Source organism: Streptomyces sp. NK15101 (assembly GCF_020400725.1).
Taxonomy (GTDB): Bacteria; Actinomycetota; Actinomycetes; order Streptomycetales; family Streptomycetaceae; genus Streptomyces.
In genome coordinates this window covers 33,697-51,273 of sequence record NZ_JAINVG010000053.1, presented here as the reverse complement: position 1 = coordinate 51,273, position 17,577 = coordinate 33,697, and the positions used below count along the sequence as shown (strand labels likewise).

The following is a 17,577-nucleotide window of genomic DNA, read 5'->3' as shown; positions in this document are numbered from 1 at the left end:
GGCCCCGGTACGACAGCCTCCGCTACCGCCCCTCGTACCGCGCCTCCCGCCGCTCCACGAAGCTCGCCACGCCTTCCTGGGCGTCCCGGGTGGTCATGTTCAGTTCCTGGGCGGTCGCCTCCGCCGCGAAGGCGGCCGAACGGTCCACGTCCAGCGACGCGTTCACCAGCTGCTTCGTGAGGGTCAGGGCCCGCGTCGGGCCCTGGGCCAGGCGTTCGGCCCATTCCCGCGCCGTCTTCTCCAGCTCGTCCGCGGGGACCACCCGGTTCACCAGGCCCATGCCGAGCGCCTCCGCCGCCGGCACCGCGTCGCCGAAGAACATCAGCTCCTTCGCCCGCCGCGGCCCGATCAGCCGGGGCAGGAGGTACGCCCCGCCCCCGTCCGGGACCAGCCCCCGCCGTACGAACACCTCGACGAACCGCGCCGAGTCCGCCGCGAGCACCAGGTCGCAGGCGAACGCGAGGTGCGCCCCGATCCCGGCCGCCGTGCCGTTCACCGCCGCGATCACCGGTTTCTCGCAGTCCATGACCGCGCCGATGAACCGCTGGGCGCCCTGCCGGATCATCCGCGCCACGTCCCCCGCGACCTTCTCGCCGACCGGCGGCGCGCCCCGCAGGTCCGCGCCCGCGCAGAAGCCGCGCCCGGTGGCCGTCACCACCACGCAGCGCACGTCCGGGGCGGCGGAGGCCTCGGCCAGCAGGGCGATGATCCGCTCCCGCTGGTCCCGGGTGACCGCGTTCATCGCCTCGGGGCGGTTGAGCGTGATCCAGGAGACGCCGTTCTCGACGGTGTGCAGCAGATCCGGCACGGGGGCTCCTATCGGCAGGCCGCCAGCGCGTCCAGGGCCACCGCCCCCTGCCCGCGCGGCAGCACCATCAGCGGGTTGATGTCCAGTTCGGCGAGGTCGCCGTCGAGTTCGAGGGCCATCCGCTGGACGCGGAGCACGACCTCGACGAGGGCGTCGACGTCGGCGGGCGGTGCGCCCCGTACGCCGTCGAGCAGGGCCCGGCCGCGCAGTTCGCCGAGCATCGAGCGGGCCTCGCGCTCCCCGAAGGGCGGGACGCGGACGGCGGTGTCGTTCAGGACCTCCACCAGCACCCCGCCGATGCCCACGGTGACCGTCGGGCCGAAGAGTTCGTCGTGGGTCACGCCCACCACCATCTCGACCCCGCGCCCGACCATCTGGCAGACGAGGATGCCGTCGAGGTCCACCGACTCGTACCGGGCGATGTCGGTGAGTTCGCGGTACGTGTCCCTGACCTGGCTGGCCGAGGTCAGGCCCACCTTCACCAGGCCCAGCTCCGTCTTGTGGGCGAGCTGCGCGCCCGAGGCCTTCATCACGACCGGGTAGCCGACGAGCCCGGCGGCCCGGACGGCCGCCGCCGCGCTGGTGACGAGCTGCTCGCGCGGCACCCGTATCCCGTAAGCCCGGAGCAGCTGCTTCGCCGCGTGCTCGCTGAGCCGCCGGCCGGGCCGCAGGAGGGCCTGGGCCTTGCGGAGGGACGGGGAGGGGGTGCGGGGGGCCTCGTCGAAGGGGGAGCGGTAGGCGGCGGTGAAGCGGTGGTGGTCGAGGTAGGCCTTCACGGCCCCGATGCAGTTGGCGAAGGTGCGGAAGGTGGCGACGCGCGAGGAGCCGAGGAGGGTCTCGCGGTAGGCCGCCTCCGTGCCGACGGGGGAGCCCCAGACCACGCACACCAGCTTGTCCGTGGCCTCGGCCGCGTCGACGAGGTCCTGGGCGAGCTTGTCGCTCATCGGGGGGAAGGGGCCGGTGATGGGACAGATGAGGACGCCGACCGAGGGGTCGGCGAGGATCGCGTCGATGATCTTCCGGCCGCGCCAGTCGCCCACGGGGTGACCGCCGTTGTCGACGGGGTTGGCGACGTTCAGGTACTCAGGGATCCACTGGTGCAGTTCGTCCTGCTTGGCCCGGCCGAGCGTGGGGAGTTCGAGCCCCGCCGCCGTGGCCAGGTCGGCGAAGTGGGCGCCCGTGCCGCCGGAGATGGAGTAGACGACGACGCCCTCGGCGAGCGGCCGGCGCGCGCGGGCGAGGAGGGCGGAGGTGTCCTGGAGCTGGTCGAGGCCGTCGACGCGGATCACCCCGTACTGCCGCATGGCCGCGTCGACGACCCGGTCGGCGCCGGTGAGCTTGCCGGTGTGGGAGGCGGCGGTGCGGGCGCCGGTCTCGGTGCGGCCGACCTTCACGGCGACGACCGGGACGCCCTGGCGGGCGGCCCGGTCGGCGGCGAGGAGGAAGGAGCGGCCGTCCTTGAGCCCCTCGACGTAGCAGGCGATGGCCCCGACCTCGGGGCGTCCGGCGAAGTACGAGAGGAAGTCGGCGGTCTCCAGGTCGGCCTCGTTGCCGGTGGGCGCCCAGTGGGAGAGGCGGACGCCGAGCTCCTGGAGGGTGAAGACGGGCCGCCCCTGGTGGCCGGACTGGGTGATGAGGGCGACGGCGGGGCCTTCGAGGTCGTCGCGGAAGCGCTCGAAGGCATTGAGGTTGGTGTTGGGGCCGAGGAGGCGGAGCCCGGAGCGGCGCACGGCGGCGGCGAGGCGTTCCTGCGCGGCGGCCCCGGCCTCCCCGGTCTCGGCGAAGCCGGAGGCGAAGGCGACCGCGAACCTCACCTTGGCCCCGGCGAGCTCCTCGATCACCGGGAGCGGGTCGGCGACGAGGAGGACGGCGAGGTCGACGGGTTCGGCGAGCGCGCCGACGGAGGGCACGCAGTCGATTCCGAACACGCTCGTACGGGTCGGGTGCACGGGCACGAGCCGGGCGCCGACCCGCTCGGCCCAGGCGAGCAGCTGCCGGGTGATGCCGGTGTTGGGCCGGCCCTCGGCGTCGGAGGCGCCGACGACCGCGACGGACTCGGGCCGGAAGAACCGGTCCAGGTCGGGGACGGGCGCGTACAGCGGCCTCCCGCTGACGTCCAGGTCGCCGGCGACGGCGGTGACGCCGTGCACGGTGTCCCTGGGCGTCTCCCCGCAGGCGACCACGCGGGCGCGGAGATCGGTGGTGAAGGTGCCGTGAGTCGATCCGAGCATCGTTCCGCTCCACCCTTCCGTCCCTGACAAGAGAGCTGACGTCCAGTCAGATTACAGAACTGACGGTCAGTCAGGAATGGGTGTACGTGGATCGGATCCTCTCCGTCAGCCCTTCGAGGGCGTTCGCCCGTCCGTCCGCCTGTCCGTCCGTGCGATCCGCCGCGCGATCCTCTCCGCGTCCCTCGCCAGCTCCCGGAACATCCCGCTGATCGGGTTCGTGAACCCCGTGAAGTACAGCCCGGGCGCCTCGCGCGGGCTGCGCGCCCCGTGCGCCACCGGCAGCCCGCGCCCGTCGAGCACGTCCAGGTGCCCGAGGAGCGGCTCCAGGGCGCGCCGGTAGCCGGTCGCCGCGATCACCGCGTCCGGGGCGATCCGGCTGCCGTCCGCGAGGAGCACCTCGCCGTCCTCGAAGCCCTCCACGGCGGCGACGATCTCGACCTTCCCGGCCCGCACGGCGTCGACCAGGCCGACGTCCTGCACCGGGATCGCGCCCTCCCGCTGCCGGGTGGCGAGGCCCTTGTCCGGCCGGGGCAGTCCGTGCGCCGTGAGGTCCGGCGCGGCGAACCGGGCGAGCAGCGCGCCCATCCGGTCGACCAGCGCCACCGGCAGCCGCCGCACCAGGATGCCGGAGCGCTGGGCGGGCCAGCCGAGGGTCGTGCGGCGCACGATGTGCGGGACGGTCCGCACCGCGAGCCGTACCCGGGCCGCCCCGCCCCCGGCGAGGTCGGCGGCTATCTCGGCACCGGTGTTGCCGGCGCCCACGACGAGGACGTCCTTCCCCTCGTACGGCCCCGGGGCGCGGTACGCACGCGCGTGCACGAGCCGGCCGCCGTACTCGTGGAGGCCGGGCCACTCCGGCAGGTGCGGGGTGTGGTTGTACCCGGTGGCCACCACGACCGCGCTTCCGGTGAGGAGGCGCCCGCCGGTGGCGTGCAGGACCCAGTCGGCGCCGGACCGCTCGACGCGGTGGACCTCGACCCCGGTCACGACCTCCAGCTCGTGCTTCTCCGCGTACGTCTCCAGATAGCGGACGACGTCGGCGCGGGCGACCCAGCGGCCGAAGGAACGGGGCATCTTCAGGCCGGGGAGGGCGGAGAGCCGCCGGGTGGTGTGCAGCCGCAGCCGGTCGTAGTGCGCGCGCCAGGAGGCGCCGACGGCGTCGGACTTCTCCAGGACGACGGCCCGGACGCCCCGCGCGCGCAGGGCGGCGGCGACGGCGAGCCCGCCGGGCCCGCCGCCGATGACGTACACGGGATGAACGGCCCGCGGAGACGGTGCTTGGGGGGTGGTGAACATGAATGCTGAGCGTAATGACGTGTACACGCAGTGGGTCTCGGTCAAGAGGGGATTTCGGTTGCGAATCGGTCACGCGCGCCGACCCCTTGCGGCGGGGTGCCGGTCTGCGCTGAACTGACGTACCGTCAGATTCAGTTCCCCGGGGAGGGCCCGCATGCAGACCGTCTGGCTCACCGGCGCCGAATGGCTCGCCGTCCTCCGCATCGGCCTCGGCCTGTGGTGGCTGGAGAGCTGGCGCCACAAGGACAAGAGGGGCTGGTTCGAGCGCGGCACCGGCATCGCCTGGGCGGCCGACGTGGCCGGCAGGCACAGGTGGGCGGCCGTGAGGAACGGCTTCGACACCGTCGTCGCCCCGCGCCCCAAGCTCATGGCGTACGTCGTCGTCTATGCCGAACTCGCCCTCGGCCTCGGCCTCGTCACCGGCCTCCTCACCCCGATCGCCCTCGCGGCCGGCCTCCTCCTCAACCTCCTCTACCTCGTCCTGATGATCCACGACTGGGCCGAGCAGGGGCAGAACGCGATGATGGCGCTGATCTCCCTCGTCGCCCTCCTCGCCGTGTCCTGGCAGACCTGGTCCCTCGACTCCGCGATCGGACTCTTCTGATGACGGCCACCCCGGCGAACCTCCCGGACATCGACGCCTCCACCCGCCCCTACTGGGACGCCGCCGCCGAAGGGCACCTGCTGCTGCGCCGCTGCGCCGCCTGCGACCGCGCCCACCACTACCCGCGCGAGTTCTGCCCGTACTGCTGGAGCGAGGACGTCCGCTGGGAGCGGGCGAGCGGCCGCGCCGGCCTCTACACCTGGTCGGTCGTCCACCGGAACGACCTCCCGCCCTTCGGCGACCGCGTCCCGTACGTCGCGGCCGTCGTCGACCTCGCCGAGGGGCCGCGCATGATGACGGAGGTCGTGGGCGTGGCGGAGGAGGACCTCCGGATCGGGATGGAGCTGGAGGTCGCGTTCCGGGCGGAGGGTCCGGACGGGGACGTCGCCGTCCCCGTCTTCGGACCGCCGTCAGACGGGTGAGATGTTCCGCCAGAGCTGGCTGGTGCCGGAGCCGCAGGCGTAGGTCGTCGCGGAGAACGAGCCGGCCGTCAGGCACATGCCGTCGCTCATGTTCTTGAGGGCCCGCCCGGAGGACGACGAGGAGACGACCTTCCAGGCCTGGAGGGAGGAGCCGTTGCACGCGGCGGTGGTGACGGCGGTGTTGCCCGCAGGCTGGAGGCAGCGACCGCTGTGCCTGTTGACCAGCCGGAACGTCCCGTTCGCGCCGGCCGAGTACGACCAGGAGAACCAGTAGGCGGCCGTCCCGTTCCCCTGGGAGCCGCACGTCGTGGTCGTGACGAGGTCGCCGAAACCCGCGTTGTACTCCGCCAGGCAGTTGCCCGTGGTCGCGTTCTCCAGGGAGTACGTTCCCGAGGGCGACGAGCCGCCGGTCGACGGCGGGGGCGCGGGCTGGGTGGTGGCCGGCGGCGGGGCGGGCTGCTGGGTCGTCGACCCGCCGGAGGACCCGGACGCGGACCCGGAACCGGACCCCGCCCCGGAGACCGAGCCGGAGCCGCCGGAGGACGTGGAGCCGCCCGACCCGCCACCCGTCACGGACCCGCCCCCGGCGCCACCGGAACCGCCGGGCAGGGCGCCGGTGCCGCCCGCGCCGCCGTCGGAGGCGGGCGGGGCCGTCGATCCGGTCGGCGGCTTCGCCGAGGGCTTGCCCGACGGCTTGGCGGAAGGCTTGGCCGACGGCTTCCCCGACCCGCTCGACGACGGTACGGCCGCGGGCTGCGAGGCCACCGTGCCCGGTGGGGAGGACGCCTCCGGCGCCGCGCCGAGACGGCCGACGTACGGGCTGAGGGCGACGGTCAGGGTCGTGCCGGTCGCCACGACGACGGGCACGGCGATCATGACGAACCGGTTGCGCCGCCACCTCGGCGTGCCGGACGCCCCCTGACCGGTGACGGCCAGGGGGTCGGGCGAGGCGGTCGAGGGCTCCTTCGGGGCCTGCGGGGTCAGCGAGGCGGTCGCCACGTCCTGGGTCGGGTCGGTCCGCTCCAGCTCCGCGAGCTGCTCGGCGGTCGGAGCCCCGGCGGCGAAGACGGCCCGCTCGGCGATCCGCTCCTCGACGGCCGCCGGCCACGTCGCGCCCGCCGCGCCCTCCTCGGCGAGCCCGACGAGCTCGTCCGCCGTCGGCCGGTCCGCCGGATCCTTGGCGAGACACTTCCGCACGAGCTCCGCCAGCTCGGGGTCGCCCTCCGTGAGCCGTCCGAAGTCGGGCTCGCCGTGCACGACCCGGTAGAGGAGGTCGGGCCCGGAACCGTCGCCGAACGGAGGCCGCCCGTTCGCCGCGTACAGCAGGAGGCTGCCGAGGCCGAACACGTCGGCGGCACCGGTCAGGTCGCGTTCGGCGACGGCCTGCTCGGGCGCCATGTAGGCGGGGGTGCCGATGACCATGCCGGTCTTGGTCAGTCGGCTCTGGTCGGCCGCGCGGGCCACGCCGAAGTCGATCAGCGAAAGACCGCCGCCGGTCAGCATCACGTTGGACGGCTTGAGGTCGCGGTGCACCATGTCCGCGCCGTGCACCACCCGCAGCCCGGCCGCCGCCTCCCGCAGGAGCCGCCACAGGGCGCCGCCGGCCAGCGGGCCGCGGTTGAGCCGGATGGCCTCGTTGAGGGTGATGCCGGGGATGAACTCGGTCGCGAACCACGGCGGCTTCGCCGTGCGGTCGCTCGCGAGGAGCCTGGTGTTGGCCCCGGCGGGCAACCGGGCCAGGTTGTCGAGCTCGTGCCCGAAGTGGTTGAGGAAGTCGGCGTCCTCGGCGAGAACGGGAAGGACCCGCTTCACGGCCGCGAACTTCCCGGGCACGGCACCGAGGTACACCCGCCCCATCCCGCCGGACCCGAGCACGCCGAGCAGCCGGAACGCCCCGATCTGCCGGGGGTCGCCCGACTCCAGGGGCATCGCCCCGCTGCCGCGCAGACCGTCGGGACTGGTCTGGTCTTCCGATTCCCCCTGCATGGGCCACACAGTAGCCGAGCGGGTTCGGGACCTGAATGGAGCTCAAGTTCTTGGTGTGGAACTGTGGTTGGCGTTTCAGGGGTGAACCGGGTCGCCGGGGTTCGCCCGTCATGGGCGGACCCCGCTCCGAGGAGAGGCGGGACGGACGAGCCGCTTGTGGTAGGCGGGGAGCGGCTCGTCCTCGATGACGTCGGATGCCGACCGGGTCACCCCGGTCCGGGCGAAGGTTCAGGCGAAGATCGCGATGACCTTCGCGGCGTATCCCACCGCCTGGACGGTCGAGTTGACCAGGGCGCCCAGGTCGGCGTTGACCTTGTTGCTGCAGCGTGCGTTCCAGGCGCCGTTCGAGTCCCGGAAAGCGTCACGGATGGACTGACGTGTACCGCTCCTGTTCCAGTTGTGGTCCCGGGAGCCCGATTCGAAGGTCCCGTGCATCCGGCCGGCCGTCTGGAACACGAAGGTCGTGCCGTTGCCGAACCGCACGACGCAGACACCGGCGAAGTTGTAGCTCGGCGCGCCCGAGTCGTGCATGTGACCGGAGTAGTTGTAGGACCCGCTGGGGAAGACGCTCAGCGAGTACCAGCCGCCGACCGGGACGCCTCCACGGAAGGTCACGTTCCTGTTGATGACGACCTGTGTCGGCAGGATGGTGGTGCTGTCGGGTGCGAGGTTCGCGGTGCCGGACGGCGCCGCGGGCGCCGCCTCCGCCGCGGTCGGGCCGGCGATGGTTCCCGCGGCCACCAGGGCGGCTGCGAAGCCCGTCGCGACGCGACGCTTGAGAATGCTGACCATGACTCCGTCTCCTTCGAACAACGGAGAGGGTGTTGGTTTTTCAACCGTTGAACAGTGGGGTTTCTCCACTGTGAGAACGACTGGCCGGCCTTTTCCCACCTGTCACCAGTCGTGTTGACCGGTGCTCACCCATAGGGGCACCACTGACCACACTAGTCAGTCGGCCGATCCTTTGCCAGGTGGAGAACCGGTCTTGCCGGGGCGGTCGTTCGGCAGCGGACGAGGACTCGACGCCGCACCTCACGAGAGGGCCCAGGGTGCGGCCAGCAGGTCCGCGACGCTGCGCCGGTCGCGGCCCTCCGGAGGCTCCCCGGCCGACTTCCCCAGCGCGATCATGGAGACGATCGACCATCCCGGGTTCGGACTCAGCTCCTTCGTGAGGCCCTCCATGTCGAAGGCCCGGAACTGGTGCGAGGCCAGGCCCAGCGCCTCGGCCTGGAGGGTCATGTGGGCGATGGCCTGGCCGAGGTCGTAGTCTGCGAACTCCGAGTAGAGCAGCTCCGTGCCGCCCACATGGCGTCGCGTCAGCGTGACGACGAGCAGCCCCGCGTCCGTCGCCCACCGGGCCGAGCTGGGCGCGAGGTGACGGACCACCCGCTCGTGGTCCGGCTCCCCGGGCCGGCTCGCGAAGAAGCCCCACGGCTGGGAGTTCCCGGCGGACGGCGCCCACCGCGCGGCTTCGAGCAACAGGCGCAGGGCGTGGTCGTCGACGACGGCCGACGCGTCGAACCGGTACGGGCTGAACCGCCCCGCGAGCAGGGGGTGGATGCCGTCGGACGGCTCCGGATCACGTCGCATGTCCCGGTCCAACCGGTGGTCGAACAGACGTATTCCAGTGCCGGGCGCGCCCCTCCCCATCCCGTACAACCGCTCGGCGTCGTTGAAGGTCGAAGACGCGAACGAATCAAGTGAATCGGAAGAGTTCCTGGGGGATTCGTGACGCGTACGCGTACGCGTATGGCTCTGGCGATCGCGACGGCTCTGGCCGTCGGCGTGGCCCCCGCGGCACTGGGAGGGGCGACGGCTGTCGCCGCACCGGCCGCGGTCGCCGGGGCGACCGCCGAGACCGGGACGGTCGTTCAGGAGGGCGGCCCGCTGGTCGTTCCCTCCGGTGAGGAAGGGGCGGTGACGACGCGGGTCACGGTCACGCTCCCGGCGGGCCACGCCGGCCCCGTCAACGGGGCGGCTGTTCGTGCCGAACCCGACGTGGGAGCTCCCCGACTTCGACACGCCGGCCTACGGGCCCGTCACCCCGGCCTCCTCTGGTTCTACGCCGGCCGCCGGTCCCCGGACGGCAGCTGCGTCGACATCCCGGGCCCGACCCGCAATCAGATCGGCCATGGCTGGAACGTCTACACCGCGATCGTCTGACCCACGGCCGCCACGATGTGCGGCGCCGCCTCCGCGAGCGTCGGGAAGTGGCGGTGGGCGTCCGGGTGCGGCGCCGGGGTGTTGACCGTCCAGACGGTCATCCCGGCGTCCAGCCCCGACCGGACCCCTGACGGCGCGTCCTCGATCACCAGGCACTCCGCCGGTTCGGCGCCCAGCTTCTCGGCGGCGGTGAGGTACGGGACGGGCGACGGCTTCCCCTCGGCGACGGAGGCCGCGTCGACGACGAGCCCGGGGAGCGACAGCCCGGTCCGCTCGAACCGCCCCCGCACCCGGTGCTCGTAGTTCGACGTCACGAGCGCCCACCGGTCGGCGGGGAGCCCGGCGAGCAGCTCGGCCGCCCCCTCGAAGGCCGCGTACGTCCCCGTACGGACGTCCTCGTCCTCCAGCGCGTGCAGGAGGGCGAGGCACTCGTCCGGGTCGACGCCGGGCACGACGGCGGCGAAGGTCTCCACGGGCCGCGTCCGCAGCGCCGTGGCGTACACCTCGCCCCCGTCGAGCCCGTACCGCGCGGCCCACTCGTGCCAGACGCGCCGCTGGTTCTCGACGGCGTCCATGAGGGTGCCGTCGACGTCGAAGAGAACGAACTTCATGGAGGTCACGCCCGGGATGCTACGTCCAGGAACGCGGCCCAGGAGGCGGGGGAGACGGCGAGCTGGGGGCCGTGGGGGTCCTTGGAGTCGCGGATGTGGATCAGGGTGGGGTGGGCGGCTACTCCGACGCAGCAGGAGTCCTCGTTCGTGCTGTGGCTGGACTTGCGCCAGTCATAGGCGACTTCGAGGCAGTTGCCGCCCGAGGCATCGCTGTAACTGCTCTTGAACCAGGCCAGATCAGCGGTCTTCATCGTTCTCCCAGCCGTTCCTCGATCCAATCCAGGGACTCCTGCTTGGTGAGCGCCTGTGAGCGCAGGATCCCATAGCGCTCGGAGTACTGGCGGACCTCCTCCGGGTCGGTGATCAGCCGGGCGTGCCCGTAGATCTCGGTGTATGCGACTTCACGCCGCCCCTCGGGGGTCAGCTGCGGTCCCGTCGGTGACGACAGGTCAGAAGACCTGGTTGTAGCCGTTGTTCTCGTCGTCGCCGAGGACCGGACTGGCCGTGCGGGCCTTGAAGGGGTACTTCCAGTCGCCCGTGCCGGCGTAGAAGTACGAGGTGTTGCCCGTGCCGCGGGCGTACAGGTCGGGCCTGCCGTCGCCGTTGCCGTCGCCGATGCCGACGAGGTCGGTGTACGGGCCCCAGCCGCCGCCGATCGGCGTCCGGGCGGCGAAGGTGCCGTCGCCCTTGCCGAGGTACAGCCACAGCTTCCCGGCCCGGTCGCGGGCGACGAGGTCGCCGGCCGGGCCGCCGCCGATGTCGCCGGTGGCGGTGATCCGGTCGTAGACGCCCCAGCCGTGGCCGGTCTTCTTGCGCGGGTTGTACAGGCTGGAGCGGGTGGCGCTCGACGGGTACAGGTAGAGGTCGCCGGCCTTGTCGACGGCGACGAGGTCGGGCTTCCCGTCGCCGTTGAGGTCGCTGCCGCCGGTCAGCTCGGTGTACGTGTTCCAGCCGCCGCCGACCCTGTCCCGGGGTTCGAACGCCACGTTGAACGAGGGACCGGCACCCTTGTGCAGCCAGAGCACGCCGCTCCTGTCGCGGCCGACGAAGTCGCCCGCGACGCCGCCCAGGTTGCCGACGGACTCGATCCGGTCGTAGACGTGCCAGCTGTACCCGGCCTGCCGGCGCGCCTCGGCGGCGATCAGGGTCTTCTTTGCCGCGTCGTAGGCGGTGTCGATCCGCCACAGGAGGCCGTCGGCGTCCCGGGCGAGCAGGTCGGGGGCGCGGTCGTCGTCGAGGTCGTGGGCGTCGCCGGTGTGATTGGGGTGGAATTCGCCGGAGGCCACCAGGTCGGGACCGATGCCGTTCTGCGGGACGGCACGGAACGACCAGTCGTAGGTGCCGTAGGAGGCGTTCCTGCCCAGCTTCGACTTCTCGGCGATCTCCGCCCAGGACAGGCCGAAGGTCTGGTCGCCGTAGGTGTAGGCGCCGGCGGACTCGCGGTAGAGGTGCATCTTGATCGAGAAGGTCTCGCCGGACCTGCGGTGGGTCAGCTTGAGGTACACGTCGGCGTTGACCCGGGACATCCGCCACTTCAGGTGCGTCTTGGCCGGGTCGCCGTCGAGGTTGAGCGGGTAAGCAACGATCCCGAGGTACGTCAGCTCGGTCGGCCGTCCGTCGGAGGCGACGAGCTCGGCGGTCGGCCTGCCGTCCTCGCCGGCGGCGATCCGGTAGAGGCCCTCGCCCTTCCCGACGAGGCCGCCGCGCACCAGCAGCGTCCCGTCGGGAGCGGGGACGGCCGTGACCATGTGGTCGAGGAGCTCGACCGTCTCGCCGGAGGTCGCGGACCGGGCGGTGAACGCCTGGATCACCCCGGTCGGCGGCGCGTCCATGTCCTGGTCGAGCGCGGTCGGGGTGCCGTACGTGACCCAGGTGCCCACCACGCCGACGTGGGTTCCGCCGTCGAACTCGCGGCCCACGGGGACGCGCCGCACCGTCTCGGAGCCCCGGTCGGCGATCACGAGGGTCACGTTCCCCTCGTAGGTCTCCGGCCAGGCGGCGTGCGTGGCGGAGAGACCGGAGGTGCTGCCCTCGGAACGGCCGTCGAGGACCTGGTACGCGGGCCCCGCCTCGGCGGTGGCCACGTCGACCGTGGCCCGGTGCCGGTCGACGACGGTCTCGGAGGTCGTGACGAAGCTGACGAGCGCGGTCCCGGAGTGGGAGGCCTCGACGGAGTGGATGATCGCGCCCTCGGGCAGGCCGGTCACCTTCCGGGCGGACTGCGTGTCACCCGTCGCGTCGAGGAGCAGCAGCTCCCTGGCGCCGTTCGCGTCGGTCCCCGTGGCGAGGAGCGTGGAGCCGACGAGACCCGCGAAGCGGTGGTCGGCGCCCAGCTTGGTGAAGTCGACGTCGACGGGGGCGGCGCCCGTCGTCAGGTTCCGCAGCGTGATGTGCTGGGAACGGCCGTTGTACCGGCCCTCCTCGGACGTCATCAGGATGTCCGAGGTCTCCGTGGAGAAGACCTCGGCGCGCGTCGACTCCGTAGCGGGCAGCGTGGTCGTGGTGCCGTCCGCGTACGCCGTCCAGCGCAGCTCGTGCCGCTCGCCGACGACGACCCGGTTCAGGAAGCCGCCCCGGCCGGCGCCGAGGAGCACGCCCCCCGGGTCGGCGATCGGCGTCGCGGCCTGGGCGGCCGCCGCCTTCGCGACGGCGACGGCGGGCGCCGCCGTCGCCGGGGCGGCGAGGAGCCCCGCGCCGAGGGTGACGGCGAGGACGGTGGTGACGGCGGCGGTGAGACGGTGCCGGCCGGTGCGCGCTGAGCTCAAGAGATCCCCCCATGCGATCCAACGGCGCACGCGAACGCGTGTGCGCCGCTGGATCAGACTCGTGATCGGTGGGGGTGGTTGTACGGAAGGAGCCGACTTCCTTACGGGGGCGTGGTGTCAGGAGACTCAGGCGAAGTGGTTGTACGTCACGGGGGTGGTCCAGAAGTGGACCGGCGACGTCTCCTCGCGCGGGCGGAGCGGCGCCGTCCATGCGCCCGTCGACCGGTAGAGGGAGCCCTCGGCGTACAGGTCGGGGCGGCCGTCCCGGTCGGCGTCGCCGATCCCGACCAGCCGGCCGAGGCCGCCCCAGCCGCCGCCGATCCGGGTCCGGGGAGCGAAGGTGCCGTCGCCCTTGCCGAGGTACAGCCACAGGACGCCGGAGCGGTCCCGGGCGAGGAGGTCGCCCGCCGGGCCGCCGGCGAGGTTCCCGACGGCGGTGAGCTGGTCGTACACGCCCCAGCCGCCCCCGATCCGCTTCCGGGCGGCGAAGGGCGCGGTGTCCCGGCCGGTGCCCCGGTACAGCCACAGCACCCCGGCCGTGTCGGCGGCGACGAGGTCGGCGCGGCCGTCCCCGGTCAGGTCGCCGCCCCCGGTGAGCCGGGCGTACGTGCCCCAGCCGCCGCCGATCCGGATGCGCGCGCTGAAGGTGTGGTCGCCGCGCCCCTTGTGGAGCCAGAGCACTCCGGCCTTGTCGCGGGCGACGAAGTCGCCGACGCCCGAGCCGCCGAGGTCCCCGGTGGCCTCGATCTTGTCGTAGATCCCGAAGCCCTGCCCGACGACCCTGAAGTGGTGCTCCTGGAAGACCTCGTAGCCGCTGCCCGAGTCCCTGCTGCGGAAGGTGTCCGCGAGCAGCAGCCGGCCCGCCGTGTCCCGCATGAGCAGGTCGGGGGAGCCGTCGCCGTCGAAGTCGTGCGGCTGCGGCCTGCTCCGGACCACCGTGAAGGACCCGGTCTTCGTCAGCGTCGGTCCGATGCCGTTGAGCGGCTTGGCGTCGATCCGCCAGGTGTACGGGCCGGCCGGAGCGCCCGTCGACCGGCTCGGGTCGCCCGGCCAGCCGACGTCGCCCTGCCAGAGGTAGTGGGCGTACGTGAAGTCCGCCGCCTGCTCCGCGAGGGGGTGGATCTGCTCGACCTTGGTGTCGCCGGTGCGGGTGTTGCGCAGGGTGAGGGTCATCTCGACGTTGATGCGCGAGAGCCGCCACTTCAGGTCGAAGCTCCGGTTGCGGCTCAGGTCGATCGTCGACGGAATGCTGTGCCCGAGCAGGTCGACCTTCGTCGGCTCGCCGCTGGCCGCGAGGAGCGTGGCGACCGGAGTACCGCCGGTCCCCGGGGCGATCCGGTACAGGCCCTGGCCCAGGGCGGCCGTACCGCCGTGGACGCCGTTCGTGCCGCCGGGCCCGTCGACGTCCGAGACGACGTGGTCGAGGAGCTTGCGGGTCGCGCCGGTGCCCAGGTCGCGGGCGGTGAGCGCGAGGAGCGGGCTGGGCTCGTAGGCCCGCAGCCCGTCCCTCTGGCCGTACGTGACCCAGTTCCCCACCAGACCGAGGGACACCCGGTCCTGCGCGGCGAGGGGGATCCGCTGGACCGCGCCGGTGGCGCGGTTCAGGGCCACCACGGTGGCGCCGCCGCCGACGGGCTGCTCCGTCCAGGCGACGTACGTGGCGGACACGGCGGCGTCCCCGAGGTCGGGGGCCGCGCGGTGGGCGGTCACGGCACCGGTCGTGAGGTCGACGAGCGCCCAGCGGCTGCCCGAGCCGGTCCGGTAGGTGACCAGGGCGCTGTCACCGGCGACGCTCGCGGCCCACAGCCCGGTGGCGTCCGCGGGCAGCCCGGTCACCGACCGGGACGACGGCAGGCCGCCGCCGGCGGCCGGGGTGTACAGGCGCAAGCTCCTGCCGCCGGCGCCGTTGGCGGCGGAGACGAAGAGGGTCGAGCGCACGGCGCCCGCCACCTGGCTGTCCGTGCCGTACTGCCCGAGGTCGACCTGGAACAGCTCCGTGCCCGCCGCCATGTCCCTGAGCGTGACCGTGCTGCCCGCCTCGTCGACCACGACGTCGGAGTCACGGGAGCCGAAGACGAGGTGACCGGCGGGGAAGGCCGTCACGGCGCCGTCCGAGAGCCGGGTCCAGCGCGCCGGTTCGGATCCCTCCGCCGGCCAGGTCAGGAAGCCGGTACGCCCCAGGCTCCACAGCCCCGCCTGACGCGGGTACGCGGCGGTGGTGGTGGCGGCCGTACCCGCGGTGACGCCCGTGGGCGGCGCGGCGACGGCGGGCGTGCCGAGCCCACCGGCCGTGACGGCGAGTGCGACGAGGGCCGCCGCGCCGAGACGGCGGCGACGGCGGGAAACGGGTATGCGGACGCGGCGGTCCATGGAAGGCCTCCCCCTGGAGCTGAGGCGGCCGGTGGTTCCCCCCACCCGGAGCGTCGCCTCTCGTCAAGATCGGCCGGAGGCTATCAGCCGCCGTCGTCCGACGTCACCGCCGCTCCACCACACCCCGCACGTACGCCGCCTGCCCCGCGTGCTGGAGGTCGTCCGCGATGACCGACACCAGGCGGACGCCGAGGGTGACCGGCGGGTCCCAGGAGGTGTCGACGATCCGGTCCAGGTCCGCGTTGGTGACCGTGCGGATCAGATCCTCCGTACGGGCGTGCACGGCGTCGTGGTAGCCGATCAGCAGCTCCGCCGGGGCGCGGACCTCGCCGACCTGAGCCCTCGTCATCCCGTAGCCGGTGGCGCGCTCGGGGAAGGGCAGCCCGAAGCGGTCCGCCCAGCCGTCCGAGGTCCACAGCTGGTCCGTGTCGAAGGCGTCCGCGAGGTGGTCGTCCTGGACGCGGGTGAGGTGCCAGACGAGCCAGGCGATCGAATTGGCGTCGGGATCGATCCGCACGGCGAGCTCCTCGTCCGTCAGCCCCTCCACGGCCTCGTGGACGACCTCACGGATCCGGCCGAACGCGTCGACCAGCAGACCGGCACTGTTCATGGGGGCTCCTCGGGGTCGGGGACCTGCACATCGAGCTGAGGACGCTCCGCCTTCCACCGCTCCACCGCGGCCTCCACGTCGAAGGGCCTCAGGTTCAGCGGGGGACCGGCCGGCGGGCGGGCGAGGGCTTCGGCGATCCTGGTGTTGATCTCCCCGAGGATGCGGCGCACCTGGCGCTCTGAGACGGCCGCGGCGACCGCCGCCTCCGCGTCCTCGGCAGCCTTGCGCAGGGCCAGGGAGGGCGGCAGGACCGACGCGCCCTCGCGGTGCATCTTCCCCTTGATCCACCACAGCTCGTCGTACGGGGCCGAGTCGTCGGGGAGGGGCTTGCCGAAGCCGGCCAGGCCCCGGAACTCGCCGCGCTCCGCCGCCTCCCGGATCTGCTTGTCGACGAAGGACTCGAAGCTGACACCCGGCGGCTTGCGTTCGGTCATGTGTCCAGACTACGTAACCACCGCGGTACGGGTGTGGTTCTCGCGGACTACTGCGAACCGCGATCCTCCGGCACTCTGTGGTCCGTTCAACGCGCGTCGACCCATGTCCCATCCCCTCACCGGAGGACGCATGCGTGCACGGATCACCCCCCTCGGCACCCTCCTCGCGCTCGTCGCGGGCCTGCTCACCGCGCTCGTCACCGCCGGCCCCGCCCAGGCCGCGCCGCTCTTCAAGGCGCCCTTCCCCTGCGGACAGACCTGGACCTACAGCCACCACTCGGCCGAGGTCCGCCAGGCGCTCGACTTCGTCCGCTCGGACGGCGGCACCACCGCCGGCACCCCGGTCCTCGCCTCGGCGTCCGGCACCGCCCGCCGCTACTCCCAGCCGACCGGCGCCGGGAACTACATCGTGATCGACCACGGCGGCGGCTGGAAGACGTACTACTTCCACCTCAGCGCCTACTCCGTCGCCGACGGCGCCCAGGTCTCCCAGGGCCGGCAGATCGGCACCACCGGCAGCACGGGCAACAGCTCCGGCGCCCACATCCACTACGAGCAGCTCTACAACGGCGTCGGCCAGACCATCGTGATCAACGGCGTCTCCCTCGCCCCCTACCCCTCCTCCTACGGATCCAAGTCCCTGACCAGCGACAACGGCTGCTCGGGCGGGGGAGGCGGCACGTACTGGGTCGACACCTTCGCCAACGCCACCGGCTACGCCCAGGCGAACACGAACGACCCGCAGGGCGTCCTGAACGCGGGCACGAACTACGTGTACTGCAAGGTCTGGGGCGCCGAGGTCCGTGACGGCTCAGGGAACTACAACCACTGGTGGCTGCGGACCGACCTCGACACCGTCTACGCCGGGAAGAACGGCTACGGGGCGTACGTGTCCGCCTACTACCTGTCCCGCTGGGGCAACGACGAGGCCCGGGACAACAACGGGACCGTGATCCCCAGCTGCTGAAAAGGGCAGGAGCCCCGCTCGTGCCGTGAGGCACGGAGCGGGGCTCCTTGGGTACTGCTCTAGTCGTGCGCGTTCGCCGACCCGGGCAACTTAGGCCGGGGAGACGTTCTCCGCCTGCGGGCCCTTCGGGCCCTGCGTGACGTCGAAGGTCACGAGCTGGTTCTCCTCGAGCGAGCGGAAGCCGTTCGCGTTGATCGCGGAGTAGTGGACGAAGACATCCGGGCCGCCGCCGTCCTGGGCGATGAAGCCGAAGCCCTTTTCAGCGTTGAACCACTTCACGGTTCCGGTAGCCATGAGCCCTCCTATGGGC

The 17,577-nt window shown here is 72.8% G+C and carries 18 protein-coding genes; 4 read left to right on the top strand and 14 right to left on the bottom strand.

Translation table 11 applies throughout. The features are described from left to right. Nucleotides 1-22 precede the first annotated feature (22 nt). The 3 genes from K7G60_RS25540 to K7G60_RS25530 form a co-directional block, all read right to left on the bottom strand. Nucleotides 23-826: an enoyl-CoA hydratase/isomerase family protein gene (locus K7G60_RS25540; protein WP_374115682.1), complete on the bottom strand. Its 804-nt coding sequence runs from the start codon at nucleotides 824-826 to the stop codon at nucleotides 23-25. After that, entirely contained in the window at nucleotides 817-3,039 is a 2,223-nt protein-coding gene (locus K7G60_RS25535) for an acetate--CoA ligase family protein (RefSeq protein ID WP_225803283.1), read from the bottom strand. The genes K7G60_RS25540 and K7G60_RS25535 overlap by 10 nt, the downstream gene beginning before the upstream one ends. A 105-nt stretch (nucleotides 3,040-3,144) precedes the next feature. Further along, nucleotides 3,145-4,335: an NAD(P)/FAD-dependent oxidoreductase gene (locus tag K7G60_RS25530; RefSeq protein ID WP_225803282.1), complete on the bottom strand. Its 1,191-nt coding sequence runs from the start codon at nucleotides 4,333-4,335 to the stop codon at nucleotides 3,145-3,147. Between the two features lie 154 nt (nucleotides 4,336-4,489). On the opposite strand from K7G60_RS25530, the gene K7G60_RS25525 reads away from it, so the two are divergent. Together K7G60_RS25525 and K7G60_RS25520 are read left to right on the top strand one after the other, a co-directional pair. After that, nucleotides 4,490-4,939, top strand: coding sequence for a DoxX family membrane protein (locus K7G60_RS25525; RefSeq protein WP_225803281.1), 450 nt, complete (start codon nucleotides 4,490-4,492; stop codon nucleotides 4,937-4,939). After that, complete coding sequence (locus K7G60_RS25520) at nucleotides 4,939-5,361, top strand: Zn-ribbon domain-containing OB-fold protein (protein WP_225803280.1); 423 nt, start codon at nucleotides 4,939-4,941, stop codon at nucleotides 5,359-5,361. Before K7G60_RS25525 ends, K7G60_RS25520 begins: the two co-directional genes overlap by 1 nt. On the opposite strand, the gene K7G60_RS25515 is transcribed toward K7G60_RS25520, so the two are convergent. The 3 genes from K7G60_RS25515 to K7G60_RS25505 form a co-directional block, all read right to left on the bottom strand. After that, entirely contained in the window at nucleotides 5,350-7,347 is a 1,998-nt protein-coding gene (locus tag K7G60_RS25515; protein ID WP_225803279.1) for a serine/threonine-protein kinase, read from the bottom strand. The two genes, K7G60_RS25520 and K7G60_RS25515, sit on opposite strands and share 12 nt — an antisense overlap. 228 nt (nucleotides 7,348-7,575) lie before the next feature. Beyond that, a complete protein-coding gene (locus K7G60_RS25510; protein ID WP_225803278.1) occupies nucleotides 7,576-8,139 on the bottom strand; it encodes a hypothetical protein in 564 nt (187 codons plus the stop codon). 240 nt (nucleotides 8,140-8,379) lie between these two features. Next, on the bottom strand, nucleotides 8,380-8,937 hold the full coding sequence (locus K7G60_RS25505; RefSeq protein ID WP_225803277.1) for a nitroreductase family protein: 558 nt from the start codon (nucleotides 8,935-8,937) through the stop codon (nucleotides 8,380-8,382). A 159-nt stretch (nucleotides 8,938-9,096) separates the two neighbouring features. Between K7G60_RS25505 and K7G60_RS25500 the strand changes: the two genes are divergently transcribed. After that, nucleotides 9,097-9,510, top strand: a complete 414-nt coding sequence (locus K7G60_RS25500; RefSeq protein WP_225803276.1) for a hypothetical protein — start codon at nucleotides 9,097-9,099, stop codon at nucleotides 9,508-9,510. On the opposite strand, the gene K7G60_RS25495 is transcribed toward K7G60_RS25500, so the two are convergent. The 7 genes from K7G60_RS25495 to K7G60_RS25465 all read right to left on the bottom strand — a co-directional run bounded on the left by K7G60_RS25495 (nucleotide 9,492) and on the right by K7G60_RS25465 (nucleotide 16,300). Continuing rightward, nucleotides 9,492-10,121: an HAD family phosphatase gene (locus tag K7G60_RS25495; RefSeq protein ID WP_225803285.1), complete on the bottom strand. Its 630-nt coding sequence runs from the start codon at nucleotides 10,119-10,121 to the stop codon at nucleotides 9,492-9,494. The genes K7G60_RS25500 and K7G60_RS25495 overlap by 19 nt on opposite strands. Nucleotides 10,122-10,126: 5 nt before the next feature. Further along, nucleotides 10,127-10,372: a DUF397 domain-containing protein gene (locus K7G60_RS25490; RefSeq protein WP_225803275.1), complete on the bottom strand. Its 246-nt coding sequence runs from the start codon at nucleotides 10,370-10,372 to the stop codon at nucleotides 10,127-10,129. Further along, nucleotides 10,369-10,545, bottom strand: a complete 177-nt coding sequence (locus K7G60_RS25485; RefSeq protein WP_225803284.1) for a Scr1 family TA system antitoxin-like transcriptional regulator — start codon at nucleotides 10,543-10,545, stop codon at nucleotides 10,369-10,371. Before K7G60_RS25485 ends, K7G60_RS25490 begins: the two co-directional genes overlap by 4 nt. 25 nt (nucleotides 10,546-10,570) lie before the next feature. Further along, nucleotides 10,571-12,886, bottom strand: a complete 2,316-nt coding sequence (locus K7G60_RS25480; protein ID WP_225803274.1) for an FG-GAP-like repeat-containing protein — start codon at nucleotides 12,884-12,886, stop codon at nucleotides 10,571-10,573. A gap of 126 nt (nucleotides 12,887-13,012) precedes the next feature. Then, nucleotides 13,013-15,256 (bottom strand): VCBS repeat-containing protein, encoded by a 2,244-nt coding sequence (locus K7G60_RS25475; protein WP_225803273.1) that lies wholly within the window; start codon nucleotides 15,254-15,256, stop codon nucleotides 13,013-13,015. 103 nt (nucleotides 15,257-15,359) lie between these two features. Further along, complete coding sequence (locus K7G60_RS25470) at nucleotides 15,360-15,866, bottom strand: DUF664 domain-containing protein (protein ID WP_225803272.1); 507 nt, start codon at nucleotides 15,864-15,866, stop codon at nucleotides 15,360-15,362. Further along, on the bottom strand, nucleotides 15,863-16,300 hold the full coding sequence (locus K7G60_RS25465; RefSeq protein WP_225803271.1) for a DUF1992 domain-containing protein: 438 nt from the start codon (nucleotides 16,298-16,300) through the stop codon (nucleotides 15,863-15,865). The genes K7G60_RS25470 and K7G60_RS25465 overlap by 4 nt, the downstream gene beginning before the upstream one ends. Nucleotides 16,301-16,430: 130 nt before the next feature. Here K7G60_RS25465 and K7G60_RS25460 point away from each other — a divergent pair, with 130 nt between their 5' ends. After that, entirely contained in the window at nucleotides 16,431-17,267 is an 837-nt protein-coding gene (locus tag K7G60_RS25460) for a M23 family metallopeptidase (RefSeq protein WP_225803270.1), read from the top strand. A 90-nt stretch (nucleotides 17,268-17,357) separates the two neighbouring features. Here the strand turns inward: K7G60_RS25460 and K7G60_RS25455 are convergent, their stop codons facing one another. Then, the gene (locus tag K7G60_RS25455; protein ID WP_015035453.1) at nucleotides 17,358-17,561 is read right to left on the bottom strand and encodes a cold-shock protein; all 204 of its coding nucleotides are present in this window, start codon (nucleotides 17,559-17,561) and stop codon (nucleotides 17,358-17,360) included. Between the last annotated feature and the right edge of the window lie 16 nt (nucleotides 17,562-17,577).